Below are 17859 nucleotides of genomic sequence, written 5' to 3' on the forward strand. Positions count from 1 at the left end.
ACCGAGGAGCCCGTCCCGACGGCGAGCGCGGCCGAGGCGACGGCGCCGACAGCCGGCAACACGACGAGCACGGCGTCCGCGTCCGCCACCGGTCCGCAGTCGACACCCGAGGGCGCCGGCGTGGACGAGGGCTACCGCTCGTTCGCGGGGGTGGATCTGCCGCCCGGCGCTCCCGTGGTGACCGTGTTCGAGGACTTCCAGTGCCCGGCGTGCGCCCAGTTGGAGGGAGCGATCGGGGCCACCCTGAACGAGTTGGCCGCGGACGGCAAGATCCAGCTCAACTACCGGATCATGAACTTCCTCGACGAGATGACCGGCGGCACGCAGTCGACGCCCGTCGCCAATGGCGCCTTCTGTGCGGCGGACCAAGGCAAATGGCAGGAATTCCACGACGCCGCCTTCGCCGAGCAGTACCCCGAAGGCACGTCGGTGAGCGTGGAGCAGATTGCCGCTTTCGCCAGGACTGCACAGGTCCCAGACCTCGACGCGTGGACCGCGTGCACCGAATCGGCCCCCTACAGCACGTTCGTCGCCGACTCCAACGCCGCGGCGACCACCGACGGCGTCACCGGCACCCCCACGGTGTGGATCGACGGGAAGCCGGTGGCTTTGCGGGACATCATCACGCCCGCCGGGCTGAGGGCGGCGATCGTGGATGCGACCGAGTAGGCGGCCGTGATCACCTACATCCCGAGCCCGACGGTGGGTGCGCTACACCTCGGCCCGCTGGCGATCCGCGGCTACGCCCTGTGCATCCTCACCGGCATCGTCGTCGCCGTGTGGCTCGCCGGGCGCCGCCTCGAGCACCGCGGCGGCAAACGCACCGATGCCCTCGACATCGCCACCTGGGCGGTGCCCTTCGGCATCGTCGGCGCCCGCATCTATCACGTCCTCAGCTCACCGGAGGCCTACTTCGGCGCCGACGGCCGTCTCATCGACGCCCTGAAGATCTGGCAGGGCGGACTCAGCGTGTGGGGGGCCATCGCGCTTGGGGCGCTGGGGGCGTGGATCGGCTGCCGCCGGGCCGGCGTGGGTTTCCTCGACTTCGCCGATTCCGCCGCCCCGGGCATCGCCATCGCCCAGGCGCTCGGCCGCTGGGGCAACTGGTTCAACAACGAGGTCTACGGCGAGCGCACCGATGTGCCCTGGGCGGTGCAGATCCACCAGTGGGATACCGCCACCGGGTCCGCGGTCAAGGACGCAAGCGGCGACCCGGTCGTGCTCGGCACCTTCCACCCCACCTTCCTGTACGAGGCGATCTTCTGCCTGCTGCTGGCGATCGTGCTGCTGATGCTGGACCGGCGTCGCGCCTTCGCCCCGGGTCAGCTGTTCGCGCTCTATGTCGCCGGCTACCCGACCTTCCGGATCGTCCTGGAGAAGATGCGCACCGACCAGGCGACGATCATCCTCGGGCAGCGGATCAATGTCTGGACCTCGATCGCCGTCTTTCTCCTGGGCGTGGCGCTCTACGCGTGGACGGGGCGCCGCTCCCGGCGCGGGTCGGCCGTCTCACAGGGTGAGAAATCCCTGACCACATCGTAGGACGGCCTGATGATAGGGTGATCTCGACGTGGCCGTTGCCGTCCACGCAGGTTCCCTCACAAGTTTGGAAAAGGACGGTGCCCGATGGCCTCTGCCCTCTTCTCGGCCCAGCCCGCCGACCACGGGCTGTATCGCCGCGAGTTCGAGCATGACGCGTGCGGCGTGGCCATGGTGGCAACGCTGCGCGGGCATGCCGGCCACGACATCGTCGTGCAGGCCCTGACGGCACTGACCAACCTCGACCACCGCGGCGCCACCGGGGCCGACCCGCTCGTCGGCGACGGCGCCGGCATCCTGACCCAGGTGCCCGACGCCTTCCTGCGCGAGGTCGCCGGATTCACCCTGCCGCCGCGTGGGTCGTATGCCGTGGGCGCCGCCTTCCTGCCCGCCGACCCGGAGGCCCGCAGCGAGGCCGTCCACCGCATCGAGGACCTCGCCCACGAGGAGGGCCTGGAAGTCATCGGCTGGCGCGATGTTCCCGTCACTCCCGATCTGGTCGGCACCGCCGCCCGCGACTGTATGCCGCACTTCGCCCAGCTCTTCCTGGCGGCCAGCGACGGTGCGGTGCGCGGCATACACCTGGACCGGCGTGCCTACTGCCTGCGCAAGCGCGCCGAGCGGGAGGCCGACGTCTACTTCGCCTCGTTGTCCGCGCGGACCCTGGTCTACAAGGGCATGCTGACCACCGGTCAGCTCGAGCCCTTCTTCCCCGACCTGTCCGATGAGCGCTTCGTCACCGAGCTCGCGCTGGTGCACAGCCGTTTCTCGACCAACACCTTCCCGTCGTGGCCGCTGGCCCACCCCTACCGGCTGATCGCCCACAACGGCGAGATCAACACCGTCAAGGGCAACCGCAACTGGATGGCGGCCCGCGAGTCCCAGCTGGTCAGCGACCTGATCCCCGGCGATCTGTCGCGCCTGTCGCCGATCTGCCCGCCCGGCGGCTCCGACTCCGCCTCCTTCGACGAGGTGCTCGAACTGCTCCACCTGGGCGGCCGCTCCCTCCCGCACGCCGTGCTGATGATGATCCCGGAGGCCTGGGAGAATCACGAGGAGATGGACGCCGACCGGCGCGCCTTCTACGAGTTCCATTCGATGACGATGGAGCCGTGGGACGGCCCGGCCTGCGTCACCTTCACCGACGGCACCCAGATCGGGGCGGTCCTGGACCGCAACGGCCTGCGCCCGGGCCGGTTCTGGGTCACCGACGACGGGCTGGTCGTGCTGGCGTCCGAGTCCGGAGTGCTCGACATCGCGCCCGAGAAGGTCATCCGCAAGGGCCGGCTGCAGCCGGGCCGGATGTTCCTCGTCGACACCGCCCAGGGCCGGATCATCGAGGACGAGGAGATCAAGAGCAAGCTGGCCACCGAGCTGCCGTATGCCGAGTGGCTGCACGCCGGCCTGATCCACCTGGGCGACCTGCCCGAGCGGGAGCACATCGTCCACACCGCCAAGTCGGTCGCGCGTCGGCAGCAGACCTTCGGCTACACCCAGGAGGAGCTGCGGATCCTGCTCACCCCGATGGCCCGCACCGGCGGTGAGGCTCTCGGGTCGATGGGCACGGACACCCCGATCGCGGTGCTCAGCCAGAAGCCGCGGCTACTGTTCGACTACTTCACCCAGCTGTTCGCGCAGGTCACCAACCCGCCGCTGGACGCCATCCGTGAGGAACTCGTCACCTCCCTGGGCACCTCGGTCGGCCCCGAGGGCAATGTCCTGACCGCCTCCCCGGCGCACTGCCGCCAGCTGGTCCTCGACTTCCCGGTCATCGACAACGACCAGCTCGCGAAGATCATCCGCATCAACGCCGACGGCGACCTGCCGGGCTACGCCACTCATGTCGTCAAGGGTCTCTACGACCACATGCGCGACGGCGAGGGAATGGCGGCGCGTATCGACGAGATCTGCGCCGAGGTCTCTGAGGCCATCGCCCGGGGGGCGCGGTTCATCGTCCTGTCCGACCGCGACTCCGGCCGGGACTACGCGCCGATCCCGTCGCTGCTGCTGACGGCCGCGGTTCACCACCACCTCATCCGGGAGAAGACCCGCACCCAGGTCGGTCTCATCGTCGAGGCCGGCGACGTCCGCGAGGTCCACCACGTCGCCCTGCTCATCGGCTACGGCGCGGCGGCGGTCAACCCCTATCTGGCCATGGAGTCGGTCGAGGACCTCGTGCGCTCCGGGATCATCACCGGCGTCACGGGGGAGCAGGCGGTCAAGAACCTCATCAAGGCGCTCGGCAAGGGCGTCCTGAAGGTGATGTCCAAGATGGGCATCTCCACCGTGGCGTCCTATCGCGGCGCTCAGGTCTTCGAGGCCATCGGCCTCTCTCAGGAACTCGTCGACACCTACTTCACCGGTACCGTCACCCAGCTCGGGGGTATCGGCCTCGACGTGATCGCCGCGGAGTGCGCGGCGAGGCACGCCGCGGCATACCCGCCGGAGGGGGTGCGGCTGCCCCACCGCACGCTGGAGGTCGGCGGCGAATACCAATGGCGCCGCGAGGGCGAACCGCATCTGTTCGACCCCGAGACGGTCTTCAAGCTGCAGCACTCGACGCGTCAGCGCCGCTACGACATCTTCCAGCAGTACACCCGGCGGGTCGACGAGCAGGCCGAGCGGCTGATGACGCTGCGGGGACTGTTCGCGTTCAAGGACGGGGTGCGCGAACCGATCTCGATCGCCGAGGTGGAGCCGGTCAGCGAGATCGTCAAGCGGTTCAACACCGGCGCCATGAGCTATGGCTCGATCAGCCTCGAGGCCCACCAGACCCTCGCCATCGCGATGAACCGTCTCGGCGGGCGCTCGAACACCGGCGAAGGCGGCGAGGACCTCGACCGGCTCCTCGACCCCGAGCGCCGCTCGGCGATCAAGCAGGTGGCTTCGGGCCGGTTCGGGGTCACCTCGGCATACCTGACCCACGCCGACGACATCCAGATCAAGATGGCCCAGGGCGCCAAGCCCGGCGAGGGTGGCCAGCTGCCCGCCCACAAGGTCTACCCGTGGGTGGCCAAGACCCGCCACTCGACACCCGGTGTCGGCCTGATCAGCCCGCCACCGCACCACGACATCTACTCCATCGAGGATCTCGCCCAGCTGATCCACGACCTGAAGAACGCCAATCCGGCGGCGCGGATCCACGTCAAGCTCGTCTCCGAGGTCGGCGTCGGCACGGTCGCGGCGGGGGTGTCCAAGGCGCACTCCGACGTCGTGCTCATCTCCGGGCACGACGGCGGCACCGGGGCCTCACCGCTGACCTCGCTCAAGCACGCCGGCGCTCCCTGGGAACTCGGCCTCGCCGAGACCCAGCAGACGCTGGTCCTCAACGGGCTGCGCGACCGGATCGTGGTTCAGGTGGACGGGCAGCTGAAGACGGGGCGTGATGTCGTCATCGCCGCGCTTCTCGGTGCCGAGGAGTTCGGGTTCGCCACCGCCCCGCTGGTCGTCAGCGGCTGCATCATGATGCGGGTCTGCCACCTCGACACCTGCCCGGTCGGCATCGCGACCCAGAACCCCGAACTGCGCTCCCGCTACACCGGACGACCCGAATTCGTCGAGACCTTCTTCGAGTACATCGCCCAAGAGGTGCGCGAGCACCTGGCCGCACTCGGCTTCCGCTCCATCGCCGAGGCCATCGGCCAGATCGGCGCCCTCGACACCACCGCCGCGGTCCACCATTGGAAGACCGACGGCATGGACCTGACGCCGATCCTGACCGAGGCCGTCCCCGGCGACGGTGTCACGCGCTACCAGAGCGTCACCCAGGACCACGGACTCGAGAAGGCACTCGACCATCAGCTGATCTCGATTGCCCGCACCGCCCTCGATGACGGCGACCAGGCGCGGGGCCAGTTGGCGATCCGCAATGTCAACCGGACCGTGGGCACGATGCTCGGTCATGAGGTCACCAGCCGGCAGGTCGCCGGCCTGGCCGACGGCAGCATCGACATCACCCTCACCGGTTCGGCCGGCCAGTCCTTCGGAGCGTTCCTACCCACCGGAGTGACGCTGCGCTTGGTCGGCGATGCGAACGACTATGTCGGCAAGGGGCTTTCGGGTGGCAAGCTGGTCGTCAGCCCCCACCCCAGCTCGGTCTTCCGCGCCGAGGAGAACGTCATCGCCGGCAATGTCATCGGCTACGGCGCCACCAGCGGCGAGATCTTCCTGCGCGGCATCGCCGGTGAGCGCTTCTGCGTCCGCAACTCCGGCGCGACCGCCGTCGTCGAGGGCGTCGGCGACCACGGGTGCGAGTACATGACCGGTGGAGTGGCGCTCATCCTCGGGCGCATCGGGCGCAACTTCGCCGCCGGCATGTCCGGTGGGGTCGCCTATGTCCTGGACCTGCCGGCCCATCGCGTCAACGGCGAGTTCGTCGACATCGTCGCGCTGCGCGACGAGGACGAGGATCTCGTCCGCACCCTGCTGCAGGCCCACGCGGACGCCACCGGCTCCCCGGTCGCGGCGGACCTGCTGGCCGATTGGGAGAGCGCCAAGGCCCGTTTCTCCCTTATCCTCCCGCGCGACTATGCACGGGTGTTGCAAGTGCGAGCGGACGCCGAGGCAGAGGGCATAGCGCCCGAGTCCGACATCGTGTGGGAACGGATCATGGAGGCGGCACGTGGCTGACGCACAAGGTTTTCTCAAGACCCGCGAGCGCGAGCTTCCCGAGCGCCGCCCGGTGCCGGTCCGCATCAAGGACTGGAAAGAGGTGTACGAGGCGCAGGACGTCGCCCAGCTGCAACGGCAGGCCGGGCGCTGCATGGACTGCGGCATCCCGTTCTGTCACTCCGGCTGCCCCCTCGGCAATCTCATCCCCGAGTGGAACGACATGGCCTGGCGCGGCGACTGGCGCGGCGCCATCGAGCGGCTGCACGCGACGAACAACTTCCCGGAGTTCACCGGGCGGCTGTGTCCCGCCCCATGCGAAACCGCGTGCGTCCTCGGGATCAACCAGCCCGCCGTGACGATCAAGCAGGTCGAGGTCACCACCATCGACCGCGCCTGGGAGGCCGGCTCGGTCACGCCGCAGCCGCCGGATCGCCTGTCCGGCAAGACCGTTGCCGTCATCGGCTCCGGCCCCGCGGGCCTGGCTGCCGCGCAGCAACTGACGCGGGCCGGCCATACGGTCGCCGTCTTCGAACGCGCCGACAAGCCCGGTGGGCTGCTGCGCTACGGCATCCCCGAGTTCAAGATGGAGAAGGCGGTCCTGGACCGGCGCCTGGGTCAGATGGAGGCCGAAGGCACCCGCTTCCGGTGCGGCGTCGACGTCGGTGGCTCGCTCACGGGCCAGCAGCTGCGTGCGCGGTATGACGCGGTGGTCCTCGCCATCGGATCGACGCTCCCGCGTGACCTGCCCGTGCCGGGCCGGGAGGCGGACGGCGTGGTGCAGGCGATGGATTTTCTGCCGCAGGCCAACCGGGTCGCCCTCGGCGAGCGGGTCGCCGACCAGATCACCGCCACCGGCAAGGACGTCATCGTCATCGGCGGCGGTGACACCGGCGCCGACTGCATCGGCACCTCCCATCGACAGGGCGCACGATCGGTGACGAGCCTGGAGATCATGCCCCAGCCGGGGCCGGAGCGCCCGGGCAACCAGCCGTGGCCGACCTATCCGATGATCTTCCGGGTCGCCAGCGCCCACGAAGAGGGCGGGGAGCGGCTGTATGCCGTCTCCACCCAGGAGATCACGAAGGACGCCGACGGCCGGGTCGCCGCCCTCCGGGTCCAGGACGTGCGGCTGGGGGAGAAGGGGTTCGACCCCGTCGAGGGCACCGAGCGTGAGCTGCCGGCGCAACTGGTCCTGCTCGCCATGGGCTTCGTCGGCCCGCAGCAGCAGGGCCTGGTCGAACAGCTGGAGGTGGAGCTGGACGAGCGCGGAAATGTCAAGCGGGACAAGGACTTCCAGACCACTGTGCCTGGCGTCTTCGTTGCCGGTGACGCCGGACGCGGCCAATCCCTGATCGTCTGGGCGATCGCGGAGGGCCGGGCCGCCGCCAGAGGGGTGGATGAATACCTCATGGGCGCCTCGCAGCTGCCGCGTCCGATCAACCCCACCGATCGTCCGCTGACGGTCTGAACCACACGTCCGCCCGCGGGGCTGACGACGGGCTCAGGCGCTGGCCAACGGGCCTGCCGCGGCCGCGACGCGGTCATGAGTAAGCGTTTACACGGTTACCATTGACCTATGCGTCGAGCGAAGATCGTCTGCACCATCGGCCCGGCCACGGCCGCTCCCGAGCGCCTGGCCGAGCTGGTGGCGGCGGGCATGGACGTCGCGAGGATGAACCTGTCCCACGGCAGCTACGAGGACCACGCGAAGGTCTACGCCAACGTTCGCGAGGCATCCAACGCCAGCGGTCGCGCCGTGGGCGTGCTCGTGGATCTCCAGGGACCGAAGATCCGGACCATGCGCTTCAGCGGGGGTCCCATCGAGCTGATCGCCGGCGACACGTTCACCATCACCACGCGCGATGTCGACGGCACCCAGGAGATCGTCGGCACCACTTTCAAGGGCCTGCCCGGCGATGTCGAGCCCGGCGACACCCTGCTCATCGATGACGGCAAGGTCGAACTGGTCGCCACCGCGGTGACCGACACCGACGTCACCTGCGAGGTCGTCCAGGGCGGCACGGTGTCCAACAACAAGGGCATCAACCTGCCCGGCGTGGCGGTCAGCGTGCCGGCCCTGTCCGAGAAGGACGAGGAGGATCTGCGCTGGGCCCTGCACCTGGCTGCCGATTTCATCGCCCTGTCCTTCGTCCGTTCGGCCGAGGACATCCGCCGCGTCCACGAGATCATGGACGAGGAGGGGTTGCGGCTGCCGGTGATCGCCAAGATCGAGAAGCCGCAGGCCGTCGAGAACCTCGAATCCATCGTCGCCGCCTTCGACGGGATCATGGTCGCCCGGGGCGACCTCGGCGTCGAACTGCCGCTGGAGCAGGTCCCGCTCGTGCAGAAGCGCGCCATCGAGATCGCGCGCCGCAACGCCAAGCCGGTCATTGTCGCCACCCAGGTGCTCGAGTCGATGATCGAGAACCCCCGCCCCACGCGAGCCGAGGCCTCCGATGCCGCCAATGCCGTCCTCGACGGCGCGGACGCCCTCATGCTCTCCGGCGAAACCAGCGTCGGGGCCCACGCGATCGGCGCGGTCAAGACGATGGCGCGCATCATCGAGAACACCGAGGAGACCGGGTTCGAGCGCATCTCGGCCCTGACCGCGCCGCCGCAGACCGTCAGCGGAGCCATCACGCGCGCGGCGGTCGACATCGCCCAGCTCGTCGGCGCCCGCTATCTGGTCACCTTCACCACGTCGGGGAGTTCGGCGCGCGCGATGTCGCGGCTGCGGCCATACCGCCCGATGCTCGCCTTCACCCCGAGCCCGGCCACCCGCAGCCAACTCGCCCTCACCTGGGGAGTGGAGACCTTCCTCGTCCCCAATGTCACGCACACCGACGACATGGCCTTCCAGGTCGACGAGGCCCTGATGCGCGACAAGCGGTGCCCCGAGGGCGAGCGCGTGGTCATCGCCGCCGGTTCCCCGCCCGGCGTCAGCGGGACGACGAACGCCTTGCGCGTGCACTCGGTCGGGGACGCCATCAACCACCGAGGGGCGTTCTCGCACCTGTGACAAGAGTCCACCGCCGCCCGGGCGTCCGCTGTCGCGGAACGTCACCGGTATGCTGTGCGGGCACCTCGCCGGGGTGGTGGAATGGCAGACACGGAGCACTCAAAATGCTTTGCCGCAAGGCGTGCGGGTTCAAATCCCGCTCCCGGCACGTGAACGACGAGCGACCACGCGGGTCGGCTCGAGGACAGATGAGGTACGCACGATGAGCAACGAGGCCAAGGCCACGACGACCGCTGGCGGGAGCGCTCCCACCGCGCCCCGCATCGTCGTGGCTGAGGACGAAGCGCTGATCCGGCTCGACCTGGTCGAGATGCTCGGCGAGGCCGGGTATGACGTGGTCGGGCAGGCCAGCAACGGCGAGCAGGCCGTCGAGCTGGCCGTGCAGACCCGGCCCGACCTGGTGATCATGGACGTCAAGATGCCCGTGATGGACGGGCTCGCGGCTGCCGACGAGATCGGCAAGCAGCGCCTGTGCCCCGTCATCATGCTGACCGCCTTCTCCCAGACCGAACTGGTCGAACGGGCCCGCGACGCCGGAGTGATGGCCTATATCGTCAAGCCCTTCACTGCCGCCGACCTGGCGCCGGCGATCAATATCGCCCTCTCGCGCTGGAGCGAACTGAAGGAACTCGAGAAGGAGGTCGCCGACCTCGGCGAGGCCCTCGAGACACGCAAGGCCGTCGAACGGGCCAAGGGCGTGCTGATGAAGAAGCTCAAGCTGTCCGAGGCCGAAGCCTTCCGCTGGATCCAGAAGACCGCGATGGACCGGCGCATGGGGATGAAGGACGTCGCCGAGGCCGTCATCGCCGGGATCGACAAGGCCTGACCCGGCCGGTCCTGCTGCAACTCGTCACAAAAGTCACATCCGACTCAGACGTCCCAGGCGTTCCCGCAGGTCAGGGACCTCGTCGTGGCGTGCGGAACACCGGGTTTCGCAACCCGACCCCCAGGCCTTAGAGTGCCCGTTACCGGCTGGTCAACGCGCCCCCACGCGCTGCTCTCCCGGACCTGTCCGACCGCTGTATTCGACGCCTCATGAGGAGCCCCCGGTGGCACGTCCCCACCTCAATGTGACCAAGGCCCTCCCCGTCGATGCCAGTGATCTGTCGGCGTTGTGGATCGAATGGGCGCTCTGCTCCGGGATGAGCCACGACCTGGCGGCGCGGGCCGGCAATGTCGCGCGGATCACCGAAGCCCTCGAGCGCCCCGTAACGACCGTGCTGCTGGCGCGTCTTGACCACCGGCCCGTCGGCTTCGCCGTCGTCAACAACCGCAATCACGGCCTGCTCGACCCGGCCGGCCTCGCGATCGACGAGCTCTATGTCATCCCCGAAGGTCGCCGCCAGGGCGTCGCGGCCGGCCTCCTCGGCGCGGTGGCGACCATGGCCGAGAGCGAGGGCCACGACCTGGTCTTCGCCAATGTCGCCGCCACCGACAAGCTGAGCAATCGCTATCTCGCCCGCCTCGGATTCGCCACCACCATCACCCGCCGCGTGGTGCCGACGGCGGTGCTGCGCCGCAAGCTGTCCGGCGCCGACACCGCGTCCCAGGAGATCCTGCTCGGCAAACGGCGCACCCTCCGGGCGCGGTCCCGCGGCGCCGTGGGCTCGGCGGCACCGGCGCGGGCAATCTCGTTGCGCCGCACCGCAATCTAGCTCTCACTCGGCCTTCGCACCCGGCGGGAGATCCCGCAGCAGGCAGGTGATCCGCGACGTGCAGCACCGGCGCCCCTGATCGTCGGTGATGACCACCTCATACGACACCATCGTCTTGCCGGCGGAGAGCACGGTGGCGACTCCCGTGACGATGCCCGAGCGCGCGGCCCGGTGGTGGGTGGCGTTGATGTCGATCCCGACCGCTGCGCGCGCCGGACCGGCGTGCATGGCCGAGCCGAGCGAGCCGAGGGTCTCGGCCAGGACCACACTCGCGCCCCCGTGCAGCAGGCCATACGGCTGCTGGTTGCCGGCCACCGGCATCGTGCCCACCACCCGGTCCTTGCTCAACTCGGTGATCTCGATGCCCATCCGATCGGCGAGGGTCCCCTTCGACATGGCGTTGACGGCCGCGAGGACGTCCGCGGAGGAGGAGAAGATGGCGTTGTCGGTCATGACGCATAGGCTGCCATGCGTGAGTCGCCTACTCCTCCTCGACGGTCATTCGCTGGCCTATCGCGCCTTCTACGCGCTGCCGGCCGAGAACTTCTCGACCAAGACCGGCCAGCACACCAACGCCGTCTACGGGTTCACCTCGATGCTCATCAATGTGCTGCGCGACGAGGACCCGACACACATCGCCGTGGCCTTCGACCACTCCCGGCAGACCTTCCGGATGGAGGAGTATGCCGAATACAAGGCCGGCCGGTCCGCAACGCCGAGCGAGTTCTCCGGCCAGCTGCCCCTGCTGCGCGAGGTCCTCGACGCCCTCCAGATCCGCTGGCTAGAGGTGCCGGGTTTCGAGGCCGACGACATCATCGCCACGCTGACGACGCGCGCCGCCGAGCAGGACATGGAGGTCGTCATCTGCTCCGGCGACCGGGACGCCTTCCAGCTGGTCACCGACACGGTCACCCTCCTGTATCCCGTCCGCGGGGTCTCCGAGGTGTGGCGGATGACGCCGGCCAAGGTGGAGGAGAAATATGGCGTCCCGCCGCAGCGCTACGGCGATCTCGCGGCCCTGGTCGGTGAGTCGAGCGACAATCTGCCGGGGGTGCCGGGAGTCGGTCCCAAGACGGCCGCGAAGTGGATTCAGCAGTATGACGGCCTGTCCGGCATCGTCGCCCACGTCGACCAGATCGGTGGCAAGGTCGGTGCCGCGCTGCGCGACAACCTCGAGCAGGTGCTGCGCAACCGGCGGCTCAACCAGCTCGTCCGCGATCTCGACACCGGGCTCACCGTCGATGACCTCCAGCGGCGGATGTGGGACCGCGAGCGGGTCCACGAGGTCTTCGACGCCCTCGAGTTCCGCGTGCTGCGCGAGCGGCTGTTCACCACCTTCGACACGACCGCGGTCGAGGCCGAGGGCGGCTTCGACGTCGAGACCCGCTCGCTGGCAGGCGGCGACGTGGGGGAGTGGCTCGCCGGCCCGGGGCGCACGGGCGAGATCGGCGTCCACGTCGTCGGCTCGTGGGCCCGCGGTGACGGGGACGTCGGGGCGCTGGCGCTGGCCGGCTCCGAGGGCCCGGCCGTCTTCATCGACGTCACCCAACTCGATCCCGACGGCGAAGCCGCCCTCGGGCATTGGCTGGCCGACCCCGAGGTGCCCAAATTCGTTCACGATGCCAAAGGGCCGATACACGCTCTGCACGCGCGCGGGTGGGAGCTGGGCGGGCTGGCGCTGGACACGGCGCTGGCCGCCTACCTCGTCAAACCCGACCAGCGCGACTTCGACCTGGCCGATCTGGTCGTGCGGATGCTCGGTCGTGACCTGCGGGCCGAAACCGGTGCCGCAGAGGGGATGCTCGACTTCGGCGCCGATGATCAGGCCGAGATCGCCGACGCCGGCGTCCGGGCGCGCGCGGTCCTCGACCTCGGCCACACTCTCGCGGAGCAGGTCGAGAAGGCCGGGGGCACCCGGTTGTTGCGTGAGGTCGAGCTGCCTCTGGTCGGCGTGCTCGCCGAGATGGAGCAGACGGGCATCGCCGTGGACCTGACCCACCTCGAAGCCCTCGAGAAGGACTTCGCCGACGCGGTCGAGCGGGCCCAGGAGGATGCCTATGACGCGATCGGCGGCGAGCAGATCAACCTCGGCTCTCCGAAGCAGCTGCAGGTCGTCCTCTTCGACACCCTCGCCATGCCCAAGACCAAGCGCACCAAGACGGGATGGACCACCGACGCGGAGGCGCTGGCTGATCTCTACACCAAGACGGAGCACCCGTTCCTCGAGGCGCTGCTGCGCCACCGCGACGCGACCCGGCTGCGGGTCACGGTCGAGGGGCTGCTGAAGTCGGTCAGCGACGACGGACGCATCCACACGACATACGAGCAGACCATTGCGGCGACCGGGCGCCTGTCCTCCAAGGACCCCAACCTGCAGAACATCCCGATCCGCACCGACGAGGGCCGGCGCATCCGCGAGAGCTTCGTCGTCGGCCCGGACTACGAGTCGCTGATGTCGGTCGACTACAGCCAGATCGAGATGCGGATCATGGCCCACCTGTCCGGCGACGCGGGTCTGATCGAGGCCTTCCGGTCGGGGGAGGACCTGCACCGGTTCGTCGGCTCACGCGTCTTCGCCGTGGCGCCGCAGGACGTGACGCCGGCGATGCGCAGCAAGATCAAAGCGATGTCCTACGGCCTCGCCTACGGGCTGTCCGCGTTCGGGCTCTCCCGGCAGCTGACGATCCCACGCGAGGAGGCCAGCGCGCTGATGGAGGAGTACTTCGCCCGTTTCGGTGGCGTCCGCGACTACCTGCGCGATGTCGTCGCCGACGCGCGCGCGACCGGCTACACCGAGACGATGCTCGGCCGGCGCCGCTACCTGCCCGACCTGACCAGCGACAACCGGCAGCGGCGCGAGATGGCCGAGCGGATGGCACTCAACGCACCCATCCAAGGCAGCGCCGCCGACATCATGAAGGTCGCGATGATCAACGCCCACAACGCATTGCGCGACGCCGGTCTGAACTCGCGCCTGCTGCTCCAGGTCCACGACGAACTCGTCGTCGAGGTCGCCCCCGGCGAGGCCGAGCAGGTCGAAGCGCTCGTGCGGCGCGAAATGGGTTCCGCCGCAGGCGAGATCGACGTCCCCCTCGACGTCAGTGTCGGCATCGGCCGCTCCTGGCACGACGCCGGCCACTAGGCCACCCCACGACGCGTCCTCGGGCGAGGTCCTAGAGTCGGTGCATGCCAGCAGACCACCCCACGATCTTGGCCACCTCCGGCGGCTACCGATTCGGCACCCGCACCCGGATGGAGTTCAACCATCTCGTCCACCACGCGGTGGAGTTGGCGGGGGTCAGTGGCCACGCACCCCGGGTGTGCCTGGTGGGTACGGCCTCCGGGGACCAGCGCTGGTTCGCCGCCGAGATGGACGAGGCGGCCCGGGTCGCGGGCTTCGACCTGACGCACCTGCACTTGTTCCCGATGCCGAACGTCGAGGACATCGAGGGCCACCTGATGGCCCAGGACGTCGTGTGGGTCAACGGCGGGTCGGTCGCCAATCTCCTTGCGGTGTGGGATGTTCACGACTTGCGTCCGGTCTTCCGTCGCGCCTGGGAGGCGGGTGTCGTGCTCAGCGGCGTCTCGGCCGGTTCGATCTGCTGGTATGACGGCGGCTGTACCGACTCCTACGGCCCCGACCTGCGCGCGGTCACCAACGGGCTGGGGCTGCTGCCATACGGCAATGGCGTGCACTACGACTCCGAGGAGCAGCGCCGGCCCACCGTCCACCGGCTCGTCGGCGACGGCACCCTGGCATTGACCCACTGCACCGACGACGGCGTCGGCATCGTTTACCACGGCACCGACCTGGTCGAGGCGGTCACTGAGCAGCCCGGCAAAGGTGCCTACATCGTGCAGCGCGGTGGCGACGGGCAGGTCAGCGAGGAGCGGATCGAGCCGCGCATCCTGGTCTGAGTGCCAGAGGCGGGTGCGTGGCGACCCGGCACCATTGCGATTGGCTGTCCGACAGCGTATTCCGGCAGAACGCCGCCGAGCATCGATCCTGCTGTGAGCGTCGCAGGACGCTCCCGAGACGGTGGCCCACGTCGGTCGCGACACCGATCGGGTGAACCCGACGCGTTGCCGGGGCGCTCCGCCGGGCGCGGAGCGTCCCGTCAGCGGGCCTCTTCTGTTGCCCGTCGCATGTAGGCGAGCCCGGCGAGAGCCACGACGGCCAGGACGGCGACCGCGGCGGAGATGACGCCGGCGATCGTCTGCGGTGCCAACCAGATCGCGAGCACCATCGCCGGCGACGCCGCCCACACCACGAGCGAGAGCCGGCGCCGGCCCCGGGCGACGTCGACGTAGGTCGCCAGCTGCACCACCGACAGCAGGCTGCCGGCGACGGCGAACCAGGGCGCATAGCCGGCGGCACCGGCATATTCTGGCCCGGCGAGGGTGTCGGTGATCACGGCCCCGCCGACCCACGACGCGAGGACCGCCGCCGACGCGATCACCGCCACCGCGCCGAGGGCATAGCTGCGCGCTTTTACCGCCGAGGAGCGGGCCGCCTCGTGCGGGAAGACCCACAAGGCGATGAAGTTCGTGCCCCAGAACGTGACGCGCCCGAAGACGGTCAAGAAGGCGTACCACCCGGATTCCTTGTCGGGCAACACGGCTCGGGCCGCGAGCAGGTCGGCGTTGAGCAGCACGACGAGGGCGCCGGCCCCGAGCGCGGCCCGCAGGATCCCCGACCAACCGACCCTCGGCCCGCCGTCCGACGAGCGCGGGCGAGGGACCCGCCGCAACAGCAGCGCGCCGACGATGTTCGTCGCCACCGCGGTTGCCGCCGACGCCCACAACGCGAAGGCTGCGGACTCGTGAAGCGCAGCGGTCAGGACGGCAGCGACGGTGCGGCTGGCGCCGCTGAGCACCAGGAGCACGCCGAAGTCCGCGACCCGGCCGGCGCCGAGCAGGATGCCCAGCTGCACGCCGACATACGTTTGCGGCACCATCACCGCCGCGAGCGCGAACACCAGTGTGGGAGAGGGCAGCCGCAGGATACTGTCGATGACGGGGGTGGCCAGCAGGGTGACCGCGCCCGTCGCGAGTGAGATGGCGATCCCGCGCCGGTGGAGCCAGCCACGCGGGGCACGCGGATCGACGGCGACGGCCCGCGTCGCCTCCAACTGCACCGCCGTGGAGGCGATCGAGAGCACCACGGAGAGCCCGAGAAGTGACCCGAGGACGCCATATCCCACGGGCCCGAGCGCCCGGGTCAGGACGAGGATGTAGACGTACCCGAGCGCGCCGGCGAGCACGGTCGCAACGGCCAGGACGGCGCAAGAGCGCGCCAGTGCGTTGTGCGGGGTGTCCGCCGCCGGTTCGGTCACCGGGTGTTGGTGCGGCGCAGGATCAGCAGCAGGTTCCACGTCAAGAACTCCCGGAACACGGGCACCTCCAGCAAATGACGTGCGGCGTCGGGCAGATAACGCGGCCGAGCGACGAGCACCTCCGCATCGGGCTTTGCCCGCGCCCAGCGCAACACCTCCGCCACGCTGGTGCGATAGAGGGTCTCGCCGAGCCGGTTCTTCGGCAGTTTGCCGTGGGCTCGTTGGTAACGGCGGATCGCATAGTCTCCGCTGACGTAATGCCACGGTGAGGCCTCATGCCCACCCCACGGCGAGAGCCAATTGGTGTAGCTCAGATAGAGCAACCCGCCGGGTTTCAGCACCCGCACCAACTCATCGAGCACCTGCTCGACCTGCTCGACATGTTCGAGCAGGTTGCTGCAGAAGACCATGTCCACCGACCCGCTCTCGACCGGGATGGCGTCGGCCGATCCCACGATGCCACCGTCGGCGACCGAGGCCACCTGGGGGTCGTAGTCCAATGGGATGTAGTGCGCGCCCGCCGCGCGGAAGGCCGCGGCGAACTGAGCAGGTCCCGCCCCGACGTCGAGCACCAGCCGATCGCGCACGTCGACCCATTCGCCCAGGGTCGCCAGTGAATCCGCCGCGAGGTCGCCGTAGAAGCGTTGCGGGTCCGTCTGCTCGACGAGGAAGCTGGCGAATAGGTCCCGGGACCGCCGTATGCCGCGCTGCTGGCGCGGTCCCGTCGGCTCGGCGGCCCGGCGCGCTCGGCTCATCCGGCAATCCTAACCGGCGAGTAACCCAGTGGCCGCGCCGATCGGGTCGGGGCTACAGTGACGCTGTGTTGCAGCCCCGTCCGCCGTCGTGGCAGGCGTCCGCAGCGGCGCTCGGGATCGCGCTAACCCGTGACGTTCTCGGCACCATGACGCCCGCGGAGGAGGAGATCGCTGGCGCCGCCGTGTTGCGGTCGCTCCAGGCGTTGCCGGATGCGACCCGGCTGCCGCTGGCTGCCCTGGCCAAGGCGTTGGCGCCATTGTTGCGCCGGGTCGACCGGGCCGGCGCGGCGGGCGACCTGTCCACGCAGAAGCGCGGTGTCCGGACACTCCGGTCGCTCCCGCTTCCAGGGGTCCCGGAGCTGCTGAAGCTGACCGGAGGGCTTGCTCTCGTCGCCGTCGTCGATGACCGAGCCGCCCGCGGGCTGGACGTGCTCGGGGGGAACCGATGACCGAGCATGCCGACGCCATCGTCGTTGGGTCGGGTCCTGGTGGGTCGGTCGCGGCCCGAGAACTCGCCCGGGCGGGGCAGCGCGTCGTCATCGTCGAGGATGGCCCATACGTCGAGCCGGGGTCGGTCCCGCCGTTCTCGCTGGCCCAGATGCGGGCGCAGTACCGGAACGAGGGACTCACCGTCGCGCTTGGCCGTCCAGCGGTGTCGTACACCGAGGGGCGCTGTGCTGGAGGCGGTAGCGAGGTGAACTCCGGCCTCTACCACCGCACGCCAGCGGCCGTGCTCGCCGGCTGGGAACGGCGATACGGTCTCGAAGGACTCGACTCGGCAAGCCTCGCGCCTCATCAGAAGACTGTCGAGGAGCGGCTGGCGATCGCCGGTCGGGGCGATTCGCCGCTGCCGCCCTCGTCGGACGTTCTCGCGCGCGGAGCCGCGCGCCTCGGTTGGGCGGGCCTGGACGTCCCGCGGTGGGCCCGCGTTCGCGACCCGGCGG

At 69.7% G+C, this 17859-nt stretch carries 14 protein-coding genes and 1 tRNA gene; 12 read left to right on the top strand and 3 right to left on the bottom strand.

Features of this window, described 5'->3' with window-relative positions:
• The 8 genes from BN11_RS03845 to BN11_RS03880 all read left to right on the top strand — a co-directional run.
• Nucleotides 1-669, top strand: a 669-nt coding sequence (locus BN11_RS03845; protein ID WP_048694717.1) for a DsbA family protein, incomplete at its 5' end; no start/stop codon positions are given.
• A gap of 6 nt (nt 670-675) precedes the next feature.
• Complete coding sequence (gene lgt / locus BN11_RS03850; RefSeq protein WP_048694721.1) at nt 676-1542, top strand: prolipoprotein diacylglyceryl transferase; 867 nt, start codon at nt 676-678, stop codon at nt 1540-1542.
• Nucleotides 1543-1626: 84 nt separating this feature from the next.
• Nucleotides 1627-6168, top strand: coding sequence for a glutamate synthase large subunit (gene gltB, locus BN11_RS03855; protein ID WP_048694725.1), 4542 nt, complete (start codon nt 1627-1629; stop codon nt 6166-6168).
• Nucleotides 6161-7618, top strand: a complete 1458-nt coding sequence (locus BN11_RS03860; protein ID WP_048694728.1) for a glutamate synthase subunit beta — start codon at nt 6161-6163, stop codon at nt 7616-7618. Before gltB ends, BN11_RS03860 begins: the two co-directional genes overlap by 8 nt.
• Nucleotides 7619-7726: 108 nt before the next feature.
• Nucleotides 7727-9169 carry a pyruvate kinase gene (gene pyk / locus BN11_RS03865; RefSeq protein ID WP_048694731.1) on the top strand — a complete coding sequence of 481 codons (1443 nt, stop codon included), beginning with the start codon at nt 7727-7729 and terminating at the stop codon, nt 9167-9169.
• A gap of 67 nt (nt 9170-9236) precedes the next feature.
• A tRNA-Leu gene (locus tag BN11_RS03870) sits at nt 9237-9317 on the top strand.
• A 54-nt stretch (nt 9318-9371) separates the two neighbouring features.
• On the top strand, nt 9372-9995 hold the full coding sequence (locus BN11_RS03875; protein ID WP_048694735.1) for an ANTAR domain-containing response regulator: 624 nt from the start codon (nt 9372-9374) through the stop codon (nt 9993-9995).
• A 223-nt stretch (nt 9996-10218) separates the two neighbouring features.
• Nucleotides 10219-10824, top strand: coding sequence for a GNAT family N-acetyltransferase (locus BN11_RS03880; RefSeq protein ID WP_048694738.1), 606 nt, complete (start codon nt 10219-10221; stop codon nt 10822-10824).
• Between the two features lie 3 nt (nt 10825-10827).
• Here BN11_RS03880 and BN11_RS03885 read toward each other — a convergent pair whose 3' ends face one another.
• Nucleotides 10828-11277 (bottom strand): hotdog fold thioesterase, encoded by a 450-nt coding sequence (locus tag BN11_RS03885; protein ID WP_048694744.1) that lies wholly within the window; start codon nt 11275-11277, stop codon nt 10828-10830.
• Nucleotides 11278-11296: 19 nt separating this feature from the next.
• Here BN11_RS03885 and polA point away from each other — a divergent pair, with 19 nt between their 5' ends.
• Both polA and BN11_RS03895 read left to right on the top strand, forming a co-directional pair.
• Nucleotides 11297-13966, top strand: coding sequence for a DNA polymerase I (gene polA / locus BN11_RS03890; protein ID WP_048694748.1), 2670 nt, complete (start codon nt 11297-11299; stop codon nt 13964-13966).
• Between the two features lie 44 nt (nt 13967-14010).
• Nucleotides 14011-14742, top strand: a complete 732-nt coding sequence (locus tag BN11_RS03895) for a Type 1 glutamine amidotransferase-like domain-containing protein (protein WP_048694751.1) — start codon at nt 14011-14013, stop codon at nt 14740-14742.
• Nucleotides 14743-14942: 200 nt separating this feature from the next.
• Here BN11_RS03895 and BN11_RS03900 read toward each other — a convergent pair whose 3' ends face one another.
• The gene (locus BN11_RS03900; RefSeq protein WP_048694753.1) at nt 14943-16160 is read right to left on the bottom strand and encodes a lipopolysaccharide biosynthesis protein; all 1218 of its coding nucleotides are present in this window, start codon (nt 16158-16160) and stop codon (nt 14943-14945) included.
• Nucleotides 16157-16915, bottom strand: coding sequence for a class I SAM-dependent methyltransferase (locus BN11_RS03905; RefSeq protein ID WP_048694757.1), 759 nt, complete (start codon nt 16913-16915; stop codon nt 16157-16159). Before BN11_RS03905 ends, BN11_RS03900 begins: the two co-directional genes overlap by 4 nt.
• Nucleotides 16916-16980: 65 nt before the next feature.
• On the opposite strand from BN11_RS03905, the gene BN11_RS03910 reads away from it, so the two are divergent.
• Both BN11_RS03910 and BN11_RS03915 read left to right on the top strand, forming a co-directional pair.
• Nucleotides 16981-17364, top strand: a complete 384-nt coding sequence (locus BN11_RS03910) for a hypothetical protein (RefSeq protein ID WP_048694760.1) — start codon at nt 16981-16983, stop codon at nt 17362-17364.
• On the top strand, nt 17361-17859 hold a 499-nt coding region (locus tag BN11_RS03915), incomplete at its 3' end, for a GMC family oxidoreductase N-terminal domain-containing protein (RefSeq protein ID WP_048694765.1). The genes BN11_RS03910 and BN11_RS03915, both read left to right, overlap by 4 nt.

Origin of the sequence: Nostocoides australiense Ben110 (assembly GCF_001050535.1) — a bacterium.
GTDB lineage: Bacteria > Actinomycetota > Actinomycetes > Actinomycetales > Dermatophilaceae > Nostocoides_A > Nostocoides_A australiense.

Bases quoted from the DNA above. Each gene is read 5' to 3' on its own strand.
- BN11_RS03885 (WP_048694744.1), bottom strand. From the start codon at position 11,277: ATGACCGACAACGCCATCTTCTCCTCCTCCGCGGACGTCCTCGCGGCC.
- BN11_RS03875 (WP_048694735.1), top strand. From the start codon at position 9,372: ATGAGCAACGAGGCCAAGGCCACGACGACCGCTGGCGGGAGCGCTCCC.
- BN11_RS03905 (WP_048694757.1), bottom strand. From the start codon at position 16,915: ATGAGCCGAGCGCGCCGGGCCGCCGAGCCGACGGGACCGCGCCAGCAG.
- pyk (WP_048694731.1), top strand. From the start codon at position 7,727: ATGCGTCGAGCGAAGATCGTCTGCACCATCGGCCCGGCCACGGCCGCT.
- BN11_RS03895 (WP_048694751.1), top strand. From the start codon at position 14,011: ATGCCAGCAGACCACCCCACGATCTTGGCCACCTCCGGCGGCTACCGA.
- gltB (WP_048694725.1), top strand. From the start codon at position 1,627: ATGGCCTCTGCCCTCTTCTCGGCCCAGCCCGCCGACCACGGGCTGTAT.